Origin of the sequence: Campylobacter sp. (assembly GCF_030528245.1) — a bacterium.
Lineage (GTDB): Bacteria > Campylobacterota > Campylobacteria > Campylobacterales > Campylobacteraceae > Campylobacter_D.
Map to the genome: position 1 here is coordinate 1 of NZ_JAUMZG010000031.1, position 16,014 is coordinate 16,014.

A 16,014-nucleotide genomic window follows, 5' to 3' on the forward strand; every position below is an offset into this window, starting at 1 on the left:
ACTCCCTTGGTAAGGGAGAGGTCGCGGGTTCAATTCCCGCTATGAGCTCCATAATTTGAAAAAATTTAGATAAATTTAGACTTGCTTATTTAATTTTTATACGGAGGAATAAAATGGCTAAAGAAAAATTTTCTCGTAACAAGCCACATGTAAATATTGGTACTATTGGTCACGTAGACCACGGTAAAACTACTCTAACAGCTGCTATTTCTGCTGTTTTATCTAGAAAGGGTTTGGCAGAGCTTAAGGACTATGATAATATCGACAATGCTCCTGAAGAAAAAGAGCGTGGTATTACCATCGCGACTTCTCACATTGAGTATGAGACAGAAAATCGCCACTATGCGCATGTGGATTGTCCTGGACACGCTGATTATGTTAAAAATATGATTACAGGTGCTGCGCAAATGGACGGAGCGATTTTGGTCGTTTCTGCTGCAGATGGTCCTATGCCACAAACCAGAGAGCACATTTTGCTTTCGCGTCAAGTAGGCGTTCCTTATATCGTTGTTTTTATGAATAAGGCTGATATGGTTGATGATGCTGAGCTTTTAGAGTTGGTTGAAATGGAAATTAGAGAGTTATTAAGCTCGTATGATTTCCCAGGCGATGATACTCCTATCGTTTCAGGTTCTGCTCTTCAAGCTTTAGAAGAAGCTAAGGCTGGACAAGATGGCGAGTGGTCGGCTAAAGTTTTGGAGCTTATGAAGGCAGTTGATGAGTATATTCCGACCCCTGTGAGAGACACTGAAAAAGATTTCTTAATGCCTATTGAAGATGTTTTTTCAATTTCTGGTCGTGGAACTGTTGTTACAGGTAGAATTGAAAAAGGCGTGGTAAAAGTAGGCGATACTATTGAAATTGTTGGTATTAAAGATACTCAAACTACAACAGTTACAGGCGTTGAGATGTTTAGAAAAGAAATGGATCAAGGCGAGGCAGGCGATAATGTCGGTGTGCTTTTAAGAGGAACTAAAAAAGAAGAGGTTCTTCGTGGTATGGTTCTTGCAAAGCCTAAATCTATCACTCCTCATACTGATTTTGAAGCAGAAGTTTATATTCTAAACAAAGATGAGGGCGGTCGCCATACTCCATTTTTCAACAATTATCGCCCACAGTTTTATGTAAGAACGACTGATGTTACAGGTTCTATTAAATTAGCTGATGGTGTTGAGATGGTTATGCCGGGTGAAAATGTAAGAATTACAGTTAGCCTTATCGCTCCAGTTGCACTTGAGGAAGGAACTCGTTTTGCTATCCGTGAAGGTGGTAAGACTGTTGGTTCTGGGGTCGTTTCTAAAATCATTAAGTAAATTTAAAAAGCCAAGTTTAAAAGCTTGGCTTTTAATTTTAAGGAAAATAGATGAGAGTTAAAGTTGGTTTAAAGTGTGAAGAATGTGGCGATATTAATTATAGCACCTATAAAAATAGTAAAAATACTACGGAAAAATTAGAGCTTAAAAAATATTGTCCAAGATTAAAAAAACACACGCTTCATAAAGAAGTCAAGCTAAAAAGTTAAGCTTTGTGCCTTAGGGCAATAGCTCCAACGGTAGAGCGCCGGATTCCAAATCCGATGGTTGGGGGTTCGAATCCCTCTTGCCCTGCCATAATGAGGTTTTGTAATGGAAAAATTAGTAACTTATTTTAAATTATCAAAGGCCGAGTTGGGGAAGGTTATTTTCCCTTTAAAAGAGCAGGTTCGCAATGCTTATATTGCTGTTTTCGTGGTGGTTAGTGTCATTTCGTTATTTTTAGCATTGGTGGACTGGTTGATGTCTTTTATTGTTTCTTCTGTTGTTTGATGAGGACTGATAATGAGTAATCACAAGTGGTATGCCATTCAAACCTACGCTGGAAGCGAGATGGCCGTTAAAAGAGCCATTGAAAATTTGGTAAAAGATAATGGCATTGAAGGGCGACTGAAGGAAGTTGTCGTACCTACTGAGGATGTGATTGAATTCAAAAATGGCAAAGAAAAGATTAGTGAAAGAAGTTTGTATTCTGGCTATGTTTTTGCAAATCTTGATCTTGATACCGAGCTTTGGCATTGCATACAATCACTCCCAAAGGTAGGTCGCTTTATCGGCGAGTCTAAAAAGCCCACCCCCTTGAGCGATAAGGATATTAATTTGATCTTAGAAAAAGTTCACAACAGGGCCGCGCCTAAGCCTAAAATTTCTTTCGAAGCGGGCGAGAATGTTAGGATTGTAGAGGGGCCTTTTGCGAATTTTACGGGCATCGTTGAGGAGTATGATATGGTTCGTGGTTTTTTGAAGCTCAATGTTTCTATTTTCGGTCGTTCCACGCCCGTTGAAATTTTATATTCTCAAGTTGAAAAAGTTATATAAGGAGATTTGTTATGGCTAAGAAAGTCGTGGGTGAAATTAAATTGCAAATTGCCGCCACAAAGGCCAATCCATCGCCCCCAGTCGGCCCGGCCTTGGGGCAACAGGGTGTGAATATTATGGAATTTTGCAAGGCCTTCAACGAAAAAACGAAAGATATGGCTGGTTTTAACATCCCTGTTGTTATCACGGTTTATGCGGATAAAAGTTTTACCTTTATCACCAAGCAGCCCCCAGCCACCGACCTCATCAAAAAGGCAGCAGGCATCGCCAAGGGGACGGATAATCCTCTCAAAAATAAGGTAGGAAAGCTAACTCGTGCTCAAATTTTGGAAATCGTTGATAAAAAAATTGCCGATTTGAACACTAAGGATAGGGACCAAGCGGCTAAAATTATTGCAGGTTCGGCTCGCTCTATGGGCGTTGAAATCGTGGATTAATCATTCACCGCTGCGGCGGTAGCACTTTAAAATGCGGAGAAAATAATGGCTAAATTAACAAAAAGATTAAAAGAATTGTCGCAAAAATTTGATTCAAGTAAGGATTATGCCCTAAACGAAGCGATCGATGTGGTTAAAACTTTAGCTTCGGCAAAATTTGACGAGACCATCGAGCTCGCGTTAAGACTGAATGTCGATCCAAGACACGCCGATCAGATGATTAGGGGCTCTGTTGTTTTGCCTGCTGGGACAGGGAAGAAGGTTCGCGTTGCGGTTATTGCAAAGGATGCGAAGGCTGATGAAGCAAAAAACGCAGGAGCAGACATCGTAGGAAGTGATGAGTTGATCGAGGACATTCAAAAGGGCAATATGAATTTTGATGTTTTGATCGCTACGCCAAATTTGATGGGACTTGTGGGTAAGGTCGGTAGAATTTTAGGCCCCAAGGGACTGATGCCAAATCCCAAAACAGGCACGGTAACGATGGATGTAGCGCAGGCTGTGCACAATGCTAAGAGTGGGCAGGTGAATTTTCGTGTGGATAAGCAGGGAAATATCCATGCAGGATTGGGCAAGGTGAGTTTTTCAAAGGAGCAGCTTTGGGATAATATTTCGACCTTTGTCAAGGCTATCAACAAGCACAAGCCAGCAAGCGCTAAGGGGAGGTATATCAAAAATGCGGCCCTGTCTTTGACGATGAGCCCTTCTTTGAGACTTGAAACGCAGGAGCTTTTGGATATGAAATAAGAGTTGCCTCTGCGACTCTATTTTCAAATAAAAACCTGAAAAAATTTGATTTTTTGAGGCTTTTATTTTAGATTGGAGATAGCCGAGGCCGTGAGGCTTAAATGAGAAATCGCTCTGCTTGAAATCGCCGGTCGGAAAGGAGAAGTTGTGACACGAAGTGAAAAAGTGGAAATCATTGCCAAGCTCGAGGAAGGCTTCAGGGCCAGTGAAGCCATTGTAGTTTGCAATTACAAGGGGCTCAATACCAAAAAGCTAGAAGAGCTTAGGCATAACGCAAGGGAAAACAATGTCGCGGTTAAGGTTATCAAAAATACCTTAGCGCACATTGCTCTTCAAAATTCCGGCAAAACGGGTCTGGTTCTCAAAGATACCAACATTTATCTTTGGGGCGAGGATCAACTCAGCGTCAGTAAGGTAGCGGCTAAATTTGAAGAAAACAACGAGTGGTTTCAAATCAAATCCGCCTTTATTGATGGTGAAGTCGCCGATGTCAAAAAGGTGCAAGCCCTTGCTAAGATGCCCTCACGTAATGAGTTGCTTGCGATGCTTTTGCAGGTTTGGAAAGCGCCGATTGCCAATTTTACCATTGGATTGAATGCGCTTAAAAACAAAAAAGAAACAGAAAATTGATTGAAAGGAAAAAAATGGCAATTTCTAAAGAAGATGTGTTGGAGTATATTTCAAATTTGAGCGTTCTTGAGCTTTCAGAACTGGTGAAAGAATTTGAAGAAAAATTTGGCGTCTCTGCTGCTCCTGTTATGGTGGCTGGCGGTGCTGCTGGTGCTGGCGGTGCTGATGCGGCTGAGGAAAAAACTGAATTTGATATTGTTTTGATCGATAGTGGGGCGAAGAAGATTGAGGTGATCAAAATCGTCCGCGCCTTGACCGGGCTTGGCTTGAAGGAGGCAAAGGATGCCGTTGAGCAAACGCCTTCAACCCTCAAAGAAGCGGTAGCCAAAGCTGATGCCGAAGAGGCTAAAAAACAACTCGAAGGGGCTGGGGCTAAGGTAGAGCTTAAGTGAATTTTCAGCTTGAGGCGGGAGGGAATTTTGCGCAATTGCCTCTTTGCCTCAATTTAGGTCTTCTTTTTTAAATTTACAAATTTTACCACGAGGTATAACGCAATGTCAGGTAACAAATCAGGAAATCGTTTAAGGGTAGATTTCTCAAACATCTCAAAGCAAATAGAAATCCCCAATCTTCTCCAGCTACAAAAGGCAAGTTTTGACAATTTTTTAAGCCCCACCCAGTCCAGCGCCGAGAGCGGCATTGAGAAGGTTTTCAAATCCATTTTCCCCATTCACGATCCTCAAAATCGACTTTCTTTAGAGTATGTCAGTAGCGAGATTGGAAAGTCAAAATACACCATTCGAGAGTGTATGGAGAGGGGTTTGACTTATTCTGTAAATTTGAAAATGAAGATTCGCCTCACCCTGTATGAAAGGGATGAAAAAACAGGAGAAAAGGTTGGCATTAAGGACATCAAGGAGCAAGAAATTTACATCCGCGAAATTCCTCTAATGACCGATAGGGTTTCTTTCATCATAAACGGCGTTGAAAGGGTGGTGGTCAATCAGCTCCACAGAAGTCCGGGCGTGATTTTTAAAGAGGAGGAAAGCTCCACAGTTGCCAATAAGCTCGTCTATACTGCTCAAATCATCCCCGATCGTGGTTCTTGGTTGTATTTTGAATACGACACTAAAGATGTGCTTTATGTGCGGATAAATAAGCGCAGAAAAGTGCCATTAACCATGCTTTTTAGGGCTTTGGGGTATAAAAAGCATGATATTATCAAATTGTTTTATCCCATCCAAACCATCCATGTGAAAAAAAATAAATTTTTGACCGCATTCAATCCCGATGATTTCATCGATAGAGTGGAGTATGACCTCAGGGACGAAAGGGGTCAAATTGTCCATCAAGCGGGCAAAAGATTGACCAAGAAAAAAATAGAGCAGTTGCTTAAAGATGGCTTAAAATGGGTGGAATACCCCGTAGAAATTCTCCTCAATCGTTACCTAGCCAGCCCTATTTTTGACAAAGAAAGCGGGGAATTGCTCTTCGACTCCCTCACCCTCATCGATGAGGCCAAACTGGCAAAGATTAAGGAGCAGAAAAGCTTTGAAATCGCCAATGACTTAGCCAATGGTGTCGATGCAGCGATCATCAACTCCTTCATGCAAGATGCCGAAACCTTAAAACTACTGAGGCAAAGCGAAAATTTAGAGGATGAAAACGACCTAGCCGCGATCAGAATTTACAAGGTGATGCGCCCGGGTGAGCCCGTGGTGAAGGACGCTGCTAGAGCCTTTGTCAACGACCTATTTTTCAATCCCGAAAGATATGACCTTACCAAGGTGGGCCGCATGAAGATGAATCACAAGCTCACCCTTGAAGTGCCAGAGTATGTTACGGTGCTAACCAATGAGGACATCATCAAAACAGCCAAGTATCTCATCAAGGTAAAAAATGGCAAGGGGCACATCGACGATAGGGATCATTTGGGGAACCGCCGTATCCGTTCCATCGGGGAGCTTTTGGCCAACGAGCTTCATCTGGGACTCACCAAGATGCAAAAGGCCATCAGAGATAAATTCAGCTCACTTAGCGCGGATCTTGAGAAGATCATGCCCTATGATTTGATCAATCCCAAAATGATCACCACAACCATCATTGAATTTTTCACAGGCGGACAGCTTTCGCAGTTCATGGACCAGACCAATCCACTCAGCGAGATAACGCACAAGCGCCGTTTATCCGCCCTGGGTGAGGGGGGGCTTGCTAAGGAGCGTGCGGGCTTTGAGGTGCGCGATGTCCATGCCACGCACTATGGGAGAATTTGTCCCGTTGAGACTCCAGAGGGGCAAAACATCGGCCTCATCAACACCCTCTCCACCTATGCTAAGGTCAATGAGCTTGGTTTCGTGGAGGCGCCTTATAGGAGGGTTGAAAATGGCAGAGTTAGCGATGAGGTGGTGTATCTTACGGCCTCGCAGGAGGAGGGGCTTTTCATCGCTCCGGCTTCCACAAAGCTCGACTCCAAGGGCAATATCCTCGAGGAATTTGTAGAGGTGAGGCAGGATGGCGAAACCACACTCGCGCGGCGCGAGGAGGTCGGACTCATAGACCTTTGCTCGGGTATGGTGGTGGGGGTTGCCGCCTCGCTCATACCCTTTTTAGAGCACGATGATGCCAACAGAGCCTTGATGGGCTCCAATATGCAACGCCAAGCCGTGCCCTTGCTCATCCCCAGCGCGCCCATTGTCGGCACAGGGATGGAGAAAATCATCGCTCGCGATGCTTGGGAGGCCGTGAAGGCCAAGCGTGGTGGCGTGGTTGAAAAGGTGGATAATAAAAGCATTTTTATTTTGGGCGAGGATGAGAGGGGGCCCTTCATCGATCATTATGCTATGGAGAAAAATTTAAGGACCAATCAAAACACCAACTATGTCCAGCAGCCCATCGTGAAAAAAGGCGAAGTGGTCGAGGCGGGGCAGATCATTGCCGATGGGGCGAGTATGGAGCAGGGGGAGCTTGCCATCGGTAAAAATGCCCTCATCGCCTTCATGCCTTGGAACGGCTACAATTACGAGGATGCCATCGTGGTGAGTGAGAGGATTATCCGCGAGGATACCTTTACGAGCGTTCATATTTACGAAAAGGAGATTGAGGCTAGGGAGCTGAAAGATGGGGTTGAGGAGATCACTAAGGACATCCCCAATATTAAAGAAGAAGATGTGGCGCATCTTGATGAGAGCGGTATCGCAAGGATAGGCACTCATGTCAAGCCGGGCATGATTTTGGTGGGCAAGGTTTCTCCTAAGGGTGAGATCAAGCCCACTCCAGAAGAGCGACTTTTGCGGGCTATTTTTGGAGAGAAGGCGGGGCATGTCGTCAATAAATCCTTATACGCTACGGCTTCTTTGGAGGGTGTGGTTGTGGATGTGAAAATTTTTACCAAAAAGGGCTATGAAAAGGACGATAGGGCTTTAAAATCCTACGATAAAGAAAAAATGTCTCTTGAAAAAGAGCATCACGATAGGCTTTTGATGATGGATAGGGAGGAGATGCTAAGAGTTTGTGCGCTTTTAGCCAAGGCCCCTTTGAGCAGTGCGCAAAAAGTGGGTGCTAAAAACTACAAAAAGGGTCAAAAGGTCGCTATGGAGGATTTGGAAAAAATCAATCGTTTCATCCTAACAACCCTGATCAAGTCTTATTCTAAAGAGGTTCAAAAGCAATATGAAGACTTGAAAAATCACTTCCAAAACGAAAAGAAAAAACTCAAAGCCGAGCACGATGAAAAGCTTGAAATTTTAGAAAAAGATGACATTTTACCAAGTGGCGTGGTGAAGCTTGTAAAAATTTATATTGCGACAAAAAGAAAGCTTAAAATCGGCGATAAAATGGCAGGGCGCCACGGAAACAAAGGCATCGTTTCTACCATAGTGCCTGAGGTGGACATGCCCTACCTACCCAGCGGCAAGAGTGTCGACATCGCCCTCAATCCACTCGGTGTGCCTAGCCGTATGAATATCGGGCAAATTTTAGAGAGCCACTTGGGCTTTGTGGGGCTTCGGTTGGGCGATCAGATTCAGGAAATTTTTGATCGCAAACAAAAAGATTTTATCAAAGAACTGCGCAGTAAAATGCTTGAAATTTGCTCCATCCCAAGGCTGGCCGAGCAAAAAGCCTTCATCAAAAATTTAAGCGATGAGGAGCTTTTAAATCACGCCAGAGACTGGAGTCGGGGCATGAAATTTGCCACGCCTGTTTTTGAGGGTGTGAATGTCGAGGAATTTGCCGCGCTTTTTGAGATGGCTAAGGTTGATATGGACGGCAAAACCGAGCTTTATGACGGGCGCACGGGCGAGAAAATCGCAGAGCGCGTCCATGTGGGCTGCATGTATATGCTAAAGCTCCACCATCTTGTCGATGAAAAGGTCCATGCCAGAAGCACAGGGCCCTACAGCCTTGTAACCCAGCAGCCGGTTGGGGGCAAGGCGCTTTTTGGGGGGCAGAGGTTTGGAGAGATGGAGGTTTGGGCCTTGGAGGCTTACGGCGCGGCGCACACCCTGCGCGAAATGCTCACCATAAAGTCCGATGATGTCGAGGGGCGTTTCAGCGCTTATAAGGCCCTAACTAAGGGTGAAAATGTCCCATCCACAGGCATCCCTGAGACCTTTTTTGTTTTAACGAACGAGCTCAAATCTTTGGCTTTGGATGTTGAAATTTTTGATAAGGATGAGGAAAATGAGTAAATTTAAGGTTATAGAGATAAAAGAAGAAAATCGCCCGAGAAATTTTGAAGCCTTTCAGTTGCGGTTGGCCAGTCCTGAGAGGATAAAGTTGTGGTCTTATGGTGAGGTTAAAAAGCCTGAAACGATCAACTACCGTACTTTGAAGCCTGAAAGGGACGGGCTTTTTTGCGCGAAAATTTTTGGTCCGATTAGGGACTATGAGTGCCTTTGTGGCAAGTATAAGAAGATGCGTTTTAAGGGTGTGAAATGCGAGAAATGCGGAGTTGAGGTCGCAAATTCTAAGGTCCGCCGCTCTAGGATGGGACATATTGAGCTTGTAACCCCTGTGGCGCATATTTGGTATGTCAATTCCCTGCCAAGCCGTATAGGGACGCTTTTGGGCGTCAAAATGAAGGACTTGGAGAGGGTGCTTTACTACGAGGCTTACATCGTCGAGGATGCGGGCGAGGCCTATTATGATAATGAAAACACAAAAAAGGTCGCGCTTTATGATGTTTTAAACGAGGAGCAGTATCAAAGCCTGATGCAACGCTACGAAAATAGCGGCTTTAGAGCAAGGATGGGCGGTGAGGTTGTGCGGGATTTGCTTGCCAGTCTTGATTTGGTAGCCCTTTTGAACCAGCTTAAGGAGCAGATGCAGGCGACAAATTCTGAGGCGAAGAAAAAAACCATAGTGAAGCGCTTGAAGGTCGTGGAGAATTTTCTCAACTCCAATCTCAGCATACAGAGTGAGGATGCCGTGCCGAATCGTCCCGAGTGGATGATGATCACAAATTTACCTGTTTTGCCGCCCGATTTGCGTCCCTTAGTCGCTCTGGATGGGGGGAAATTTGCGGTCAGTGATGTGAACGATCTCTATCGCCGCGTGATCAATCGCAACACGCGCCTTAAGAAGCTTTTGGAGCTTGATGCGCCGGAGATCATCATTAGAAATGAAAAGAGGATGTTGCAGGAGGCGGTGGATGCCCTCTTTGACAATGGCCGCCGTGCCAATGCCGTCAAAGGGGCCAACAAACGCCCTTTGAAATCTTTGAGCGAGATCATCAAGGGAAAACAGGGGCGTTTCAGGCAAAATTTACTGGGAAAAAGGGTGGATTTCTCAGGTCGTAGCGTTATCGTTGTGGGACCTAAGCTTAGAATGGATCAGTGCGGTTTGCCAAAAAAGATGGCCTTAGAGCTTTTCAAGCCGCATTTGCTTGCTAAACTTGAAGAAAAGGGCTACGCCACCACAGTAAAGCAGGCTAAAAAGATGATAGAAAACAAAACCAACGAGGTCTGGGAGTGCCTCGAGGAGGTGGTTGAGGGGCATCCTGTGATGCTAAACCGCGCCCCGACGCTTCATAAGCTATCCATCCAAGCCTTTCATCCCGTGCTGGTGGAGGGCAAGGCGATCCAGCTTCATCCTCTCGTTTGCGCAGCTTTCAATGCCGATTTTGACGGCGATCAAATGGCTGTGCATGTGCCACTTTCTCAAGAGGCCATTGCAGAGTGCAAGGTTTTGATGCTCTCATCAATGAACATCCTTTTGCCAGCCAGCGGAAAGTCCGTTGCCGTGCCCTCTCAGGATATGGTTTTGGGAATTTATTATCTTTCTTTGGAAAAGACCGGGGTTAGAGGTTCGCATAAAATTTGCACAGGATTTGATGAGGTGATGATGGCTTTGGAGTCGGGTTGTCTTGATTTGCATGCAAGCATTCAAACCCTCATTGACGGGCACAAAAGCACGACAACAGCGGGGCGGCTGATCATCAAATCCATCCTGCCAGACTTTGTCCCCGAGCATCGGTGGAATAAGGTTTTAAAGAAAAAAGACATCGCCGCTTTGGTGGATTTTGTCTATAAAAATGGCGGCTTGGAGCTCACGGCTAGCTTTTTGGATAGGCTTAAAAATTTGGGCTTTGAGTATGCGACTAAGGCGGGGGTTTCCATTTCCATCGCTGATATTATCGTGCCAGAGGAAAAGCAAAAGGCCATCGATGCGGCCAAGAAGCAGGTGAGGGAAATTCAAAATTCTTACAATCTAGGCCTCATCACTTCTGGAGAGCGTTACAATAAAATCATCGATATTTGGAAAAGTACGAACAACACGCTTTCTAAGGAGATGATGGAGCTGGTGCAAAGGGACAAGGAGGGCTTTAATTCCATCTACATGATGGCAGATAGCGGCGCTAGGGGGAGCGCGGCGCAAATTTCGCAGCTTGCGGCGATGAGGGGCCTGATGACCAAACCTGATGGGAGCATCATTGAAACGCCCATCATCTCAAATTTCCGCGAGGGGCTTAATGTGCTTGAGTATTTCATCTCAACCCACGGCGCCAGAAAGGGCCTAGCCGATACCGCGCTCAAAACGGCCAACGCGGGCTATCTCACAAGAAAGCTCATCGACGTGGCGCAAAATGTGAAGATTACGAGTTTTGACTGCGGCACACATGAGGGCATTGAGATCAGTGCGATCACCGCAGATGGCGGGGTGGTTGAGACCTTGGAGGAGAGAATTTTGGGCAGGGTTTTGGCTGATGATGTGATCGATCCGATCACAAATTCCGTGCTTTTTGCCGATGGGGCATTGATCGATGAGGAAAGGGCTAGAATTCTCACAGAAAGCGGGATAAAAAGCGTGAGCATTCGCACTCCCATCACTTGCAAGGCGAAAAAGGGAATTTGTGCAAAGTGCTACGGAATCAATTTGGGCGAGGGCAAGCTTGTCAAACCCGGAGAGGCCGTGGGCATCATTTCAGCGCAATCCATTGGTGAGCCTGGGACCCAGCTCACACTTAGGACCTTCCACAGCGGCGGGACGGCGAGTACGGATTTACAAGACCGACAAGTGAGTGCGCAAAAAGAGGGCTTTATAAGGTTTTACAATCTCAAGACCTACAAAAACAAAGAGGGCAAAAACATCGTGGCCAATCGCCGCAACGCGGCCATTTTGCTCGTCGAGCCTAAGATCAAGGCGCCGTTTAAGGGTGTTGTCAATATCGAAAGCATTCACGAGGATGTGATCATTTCTGTCAAAAACAAAAAAGAGGAGGCGAAATTCACGCTGAGGAAATACGACCTCGCCAAGCCTAACGAACTTGCCGGTGTGAGTGGGAATACCGACGGGAAATTTTACCTGCCCTATCCTAGCGGCTCTGAGGTGGAGGAAAATGAAAGCATCGTGGAGGTGATCAAGGAGGGGTGGAATGTGCCAAACCGCATCCCTTATGCGAGTGAAATTTTGGTCGAGGATGGTGATCCTGTGGTGCAGGACATTAGGGCTGGTGAGAAGGGCACTTTGAAATTCTACATCCTCAAGAGCGATGGTTTGGATAGGGTGCGTAAGGTTAAAAAAGGCGACATTGTGAAAGAAAAGGGTTTTTTTGTCGTCATAGCGGATGAGAATGATCACGAGTCAAAAAGGCACTATATCCCAAGGGAGTCGAGGATTGAATTTAACGATAGTGCCCAAATCGAAGATCCTAGCGCCATCATAGCCAGTGCACCAAAAAAAGGAAAAAACATCATCGCCGAATGGGATGCTTACAATAATACCATCATCGCCGAGCTTGATGGGGTGGTGAGCTTTGAGGATATTGAGGCGGGCTATAGTGCGGATGAGCAGCTTGATGAGGCTACGGGAAAGCGTTCTTTGGTGATCAATGAGTATTTGCCAAGCGGGGTGCGTCCCGCCCTCATCATCGCGAGTAAGGGCGGAAAACTGGTGCGCTATCAACTTGAGCCCAAGACGGCTATTTTCGTTCGCGATGGGGCTAAGGTGCAGCAGGCGGACATTTTGGCTAAGACCCCTAAGGCGGTTGCGAAATCAAAGGACATTACGGGTGGTTTGCCGCGCGTGAGCGAGCTTTTTGAAGCCAGAAAGCCTAAAAATTCTGCCGTGATCGCCGAGATCGATGGGGTGGTGCGCTTTGATAAGCCCTTGCGTTCTAAGGAGAGGATTATCATCGAGGCTGAGGATGGCTCGTGCGCGGAGTATCTCATCGATAAGGCCAAGCATATTCAGGTGCATGATGGGGAATTCATCCATGCGGGGGAGAAGCTTACCGATGGTTTGATTTCCAGCCACGATGTGCTTAAAATTCTGGGAGAAAAGGCTTTGCATTATTATCTCATCAGTGAAATTCAGCAGGTGTATCGTGGGCAGGGGGTTGTGATTTCGGATAAGCATATTGAGGTGATCGTTTCGCAGATGCTAAGGCAGGTTAAGATTGTGGATAGTGGGCATACGAAATTCATAGAGGGGGATTTGATTTCGCGGCGTAAATTCCGCGAGGAAAATGAGAGGATTTTGAAAATGGGTGGTGAACCAGCCATAGCAGAGTCTGTGCTTTTGGGGGTAACGAGGGCGGCGATTGGGAGCGATAGTGTGATTTCTGCGGCGTCTTTTCAGGAAACGACTAAGGTTTTGACTGAGGCGAGTATAGCGGGTAAGTTTGATTACTTGGAGGATTTGAAAGAAAATGTGATCCTCGGTAGGATGATACCCGTGGGGACGGGACTTTATCGAGAAAAAAAGATAATGCTGAAGTGAGAATTTCAGGCGGGGGGACCCGCTTGATGGGCACGGATCATTTTGTGATAAGGCTGAAATTTAAAATTTTTTTGCCAAAAAAGATCAAAACCACTGTGAGGCCAAGAGCTAATGAAAAGTTAATAAATACTAAAGCGCTCACTGAAAAATACTTCAAAAATAAGGAGCAAAGGAGCAAAAATACGAAGGCGCAAATTCTCGAAAAGCTTGATTTCATAGCGCTTAGAAGGCTGATTCTTTCTTTGGAAACGGCCGAATTGAAAAGGGCGTTGATTTTATAATCTAAAAAGATAAAGGCCGCGACCAAGAGCATGTAGGCTGTGAATGTTAGGCTGAAATTTTGAACCAAGAGTAGGGGCGAGCAAAATAGGATGAGGATGCAAATTTTGTTGAAAAATAAAAGATGCCCCTGCTCCTTTCGTCCCAGATAAAGTACGAAAATTCCAAGACATTGAAACAAGACATAAAATAAATACAGCTGTTTTTCATCCACGCCCTTTTCCAAAAAAAAGGCTTGCCAGAGTTGGTAATGGCTTTGAAAGAAAATTTGAGAAATGAGGGCTAGAATGAAGAGCGCTTTGAGGTCCTTGCTACTTTTGAGCTCTTTGAGGCCTGAAAAGAGGTGTTTTTTTAGGAATTTTTCTTTGTTTTCTAAGCCTTGTTCTTTGAAAAAAAGTATGCAAAAAAATGCGCAAAGTATGAAGACTATGGCTAGAATATAAATTTTTAACCCTATGATGAAATACAAAAAACTTCCCAGCAAAGAGCCAAATAGCATTGAGAAAAATTGTATTTGGTTTTTATGGCGCAAGAATTTGTGAATGAATGCTGCGTGCTTTGAAAAATCCAGCCTTTTGATCTCATTGACAAGTCCTGTTTCTAGAGTGTCGCTATAAAGTGCCGTGCTTAGGCCGTAGATGAACCAAGCCAAGGCCAAAAGGATGAAATCATCAAAAAACAAAACGAGTAAGGAGACCGCGATCAATAAAAAGGCGCTTAAAATGTATAAAAATTTCCTAGAATACAAATCCGCCAAAATCCCGCTTGGAATTTCAAAAAGCAAAACGGCTAAAGAAAACATGGCCTGTATGATCGCGATATCCGAAAGACTCAGGCCCTTATCGAGCAACAAAACCGTGAGTATGGAATGGGGCAAGCTCTGAGCCAATATGAGGAAAAAATTTGCCAAATAGAAAATAATTATGTTTCTTTTGAGTGGGGCTGTCATTATCTCCCCTGACAATGGGCGCAGTTTTTATCCAGAGGGTTGGGAAGCTCTAGCTTGGCGAAATTTTTATTGCATACCCTCACTCTTTTGTTGAAAGAGCTTATGTCGTCAAAATCTCCACCAAGATAAGTGAAAATATCCATCAAGGCCATATTTGAGGCTAGAGAATTGTTTGCGAAAGAAGAGGGTGCGCTTGAGTGTGCGTTGATGCGTTTGAGCATTTCATCCTGTGGGGCTTGCTTTTCATCGACAAAAAAAGCATTGTTGCAAAAAGTGCAGCTTGAAATGTTGGGGATGAAAAAGGGACCTATGACGGATATGTCATTTAAATATCCTATGTTTAGGCAGGGAATTTCATACACAAAGGCCGCTTTAGTGGCGAATTTTAAGATGTCCTCGCCGTCCGCAGAAACTAGCATCAGGCTTTTTTGGCCGCGTAGTTTTTCTAAAATAAAGCTTAAATTCTTTTCATCCGCGTATTCATTTATGGCTTCAATTTGACAATCAGCACCCCTTTCAAGTAGGCTTTTTTTAAGGGCCTGGGCCTTGTGCTTTCCTATGTCCGTTTTGTCGAATAAAAATTGCCGATTGAGATTGCTCAGCTCCACCTTATCTCCATCAATCAAAACAAGCTTTTTGACCCCATAAAAGGCTAGGGTATAAGCCATGCAAGTGCCAATTCCCCCCGTTCCTACAATGATGAAATTACAATTTGCAAGCTCATCTTGTATCTTTTTGGAATTTTCATTGTAAAGCACATCCAAATAAAGCCAATTTTTAAATTCTGGCAAATTTTTACTCTCAAAAAGCGTAGCATTCGTGGTGATGATGTTTGAAAGTATCAATTTTTCAATCAAATCGGAATTTATGTCATTTTTTAAGGCAAAATCGTCAAGCTCTTCTTTATTTTTTTCTTCTTTAAGATAAGAGCATAGGGCCAGTATTTTTTCACTTTCTTCGCAAATAAACTGCCCACTCCCTACGGCTACTATGATTTTTTTATCGCTTATTTTTAACATTCTTGCAGTTTTTGATAATTTAAAATTCATCGAGTTTTCTCATTTAAAAATTTTTTGAGCTTTTGCGCAAGAAAATAAATTTTCTTGCATTTTCAATTAATTTCTTACAGATAGTAACATTTTGCATCCTTATTTATGAATTTTTCATATGAAGTTTATATCAAAAAAAAAAAAGATGTCAAGCTCTTTAACATAATATTACAAAAATACTCAATATAAAAAATCTATCATTTTTAATAGAGAAGATTTAGAGATTGAAGTGAGGAGGTAAAAATCTTCATTCTTGAATGAATGTTCGTGTTTGCTTTCATTACGAACCCAAACATAATTTCTTAATGTTATTAAAAATTTAACGTCTTGATAAGAAAATGAAAAACATTACACAGTAAATTTCAACAAACCCAACTCATCCCCTGGTGGGACTAGCAAGACTTGAACTTGCG

Annotated in this window: 12 protein-coding genes and 1 tRNA gene; 11 read left to right on the forward strand and 2 right to left on the reverse strand. The window is 44.2% G+C overall.

Annotated elements, in window-relative coordinates; genetic code table 11:
- Window positions 1-113 precede the first annotated feature (113 nt).
- The 11 genes from tuf (at window position 114) to rpoC (ending at window position 13,324) form a co-directional block, all read left to right on the forward strand.
- On the forward strand, window positions 114-1,313 hold the full coding sequence (gene tuf / locus Q4A73_RS05980; RefSeq protein ID WP_303206546.1) for an elongation factor Tu: 1,200 nt from the start codon (window positions 114-116) through the stop codon (window positions 1,311-1,313).
- A gap of 50 nt (window positions 1,314-1,363) precedes the next feature.
- Entirely contained in the window at window positions 1,364-1,522 is a 159-nt protein-coding gene (gene rpmG, locus Q4A73_RS05985) for a 50S ribosomal protein L33 (protein WP_004275236.1), read from the forward strand.
- 12 nt (window positions 1,523-1,534) lie between these two features.
- A tRNA-Trp gene (locus tag Q4A73_RS05990) sits at window positions 1,535-1,610 on the forward strand.
- A 15-nt stretch (window positions 1,611-1,625) separates the two neighbouring features.
- A complete protein-coding gene (gene secE / locus Q4A73_RS05995) occupies window positions 1,626-1,805 on the forward strand; it encodes a preprotein translocase subunit SecE (protein ID WP_303206547.1) in 180 nt (59 codons plus the stop codon).
- Window positions 1,806-1,817: 12 nt separating this feature from the next.
- Window positions 1,818-2,351, forward strand: a complete 534-nt coding sequence (gene nusG, locus Q4A73_RS06000; protein ID WP_303206548.1) for a transcription termination/antitermination protein NusG — start codon at window positions 1,818-1,820, stop codon at window positions 2,349-2,351.
- Between the two features lie 11 nt (window positions 2,352-2,362).
- On the forward strand, window positions 2,363-2,788 hold the full coding sequence (gene rplK / locus Q4A73_RS06005; protein WP_303206549.1) for a 50S ribosomal protein L11: 426 nt from the start codon (window positions 2,363-2,365) through the stop codon (window positions 2,786-2,788).
- A 45-nt stretch (window positions 2,789-2,833) separates the two neighbouring features.
- On the forward strand, window positions 2,834-3,535 hold the full coding sequence (rplA, locus tag Q4A73_RS06010; RefSeq protein WP_303206550.1) for a 50S ribosomal protein L1: 702 nt from the start codon (window positions 2,834-2,836) through the stop codon (window positions 3,533-3,535).
- Window positions 3,536-3,682: 147 nt separating this feature from the next.
- Entirely contained in the window at window positions 3,683-4,165 is a 483-nt protein-coding gene (gene rplJ / locus Q4A73_RS06015) for a 50S ribosomal protein L10 (RefSeq protein WP_303206551.1), read from the forward strand.
- Window positions 4,166-4,179: 14 nt separating this feature from the next.
- Window positions 4,180-4,557: a 50S ribosomal protein L7/L12 gene (gene rplL / locus Q4A73_RS06020; RefSeq protein WP_303206552.1), complete on the forward strand. Its 378-nt coding sequence runs from the start codon at window positions 4,180-4,182 to the stop codon at window positions 4,555-4,557.
- A 102-nt stretch (window positions 4,558-4,659) separates the two neighbouring features.
- Entirely contained in the window at window positions 4,660-8,793 is a 4,134-nt protein-coding gene (rpoB, locus tag Q4A73_RS06025) for a DNA-directed RNA polymerase subunit beta (RefSeq protein WP_303206553.1), read from the forward strand.
- Window positions 8,786-13,324 carry a DNA-directed RNA polymerase subunit beta' gene (gene rpoC, locus Q4A73_RS06030; RefSeq protein ID WP_303206554.1) on the forward strand — a complete coding sequence of 1,513 codons (4,539 nt, stop codon included), beginning with the start codon at window positions 8,786-8,788 and terminating at the stop codon, window positions 13,322-13,324. Before rpoB ends, rpoC begins: the two co-directional genes overlap by 8 nt.
- Window positions 13,325-13,361: 37 nt before the next feature.
- Here rpoC and Q4A73_RS06035 read toward each other — a convergent pair whose 3' ends face one another.
- A complete protein-coding gene (locus Q4A73_RS06035) occupies window positions 13,362-14,552 on the reverse strand; it encodes an MFS transporter (RefSeq protein WP_303206555.1) in 1,191 nt (396 codons plus the stop codon).
- The gene (locus tag Q4A73_RS06040; protein ID WP_303206556.1) at window positions 14,552-15,571 is read right to left on the reverse strand and encodes a ThiF family adenylyltransferase; all 1,020 of its coding nucleotides are present in this window, start codon (window positions 15,569-15,571) and stop codon (window positions 14,552-14,554) included. Before Q4A73_RS06040 ends, Q4A73_RS06035 begins: the two co-directional genes overlap by 1 nt.
- Between the last annotated feature and the right edge of the window lie 443 nt (window positions 15,572-16,014).

Bases quoted from the DNA above. Each gene is read 5' to 3' on its own strand.
- tuf (WP_303206546.1), top strand. From the start codon at position 114: ATGGCTAAAGAAAAATTTTCTCGTAACAAGCCACATGTAAATATTGGT.
- rpmG (WP_004275236.1), top strand. From the start codon at position 1,364: ATGAGAGTTAAAGTTGGTTTAAAGTGTGAAGAATGTGGCGATATTAAT.
- secE (WP_303206547.1), top strand. From the start codon at position 1,626: ATGGAAAAATTAGTAACTTATTTTAAATTATCAAAGGCCGAGTTGGGG.
- nusG (WP_303206548.1), top strand. From the start codon at position 1,818: ATGAGTAATCACAAGTGGTATGCCATTCAAACCTACGCTGGAAGCGAG.
- rplK (WP_303206549.1), top strand. From the start codon at position 2,363: ATGGCTAAGAAAGTCGTGGGTGAAATTAAATTGCAAATTGCCGCCACA.
- rplA (WP_303206550.1), top strand. From the start codon at position 2,834: ATGGCTAAATTAACAAAAAGATTAAAAGAATTGTCGCAAAAATTTGAT.
- rplL (WP_303206552.1), top strand. From the start codon at position 4,180: ATGGCAATTTCTAAAGAAGATGTGTTGGAGTATATTTCAAATTTGAGC.
- rpoB (WP_303206553.1), top strand. From the start codon at position 4,660: ATGTCAGGTAACAAATCAGGAAATCGTTTAAGGGTAGATTTCTCAAAC.
- rpoC (WP_303206554.1), top strand. From the start codon at position 8,786: ATGAGTAAATTTAAGGTTATAGAGATAAAAGAAGAAAATCGCCCGAGA.
- Q4A73_RS06035 (WP_303206555.1), bottom strand. From the start codon at position 14,552: ATGACAGCCCCACTCAAAAGAAACATAATTATTTTCTATTTGGCAAAT.
- Q4A73_RS06040 (WP_303206556.1), bottom strand. From the start codon at position 15,571: ATGTTAAAAATAAGCGATAAAAAAATCATAGTAGCCGTAGGGAGTGGG.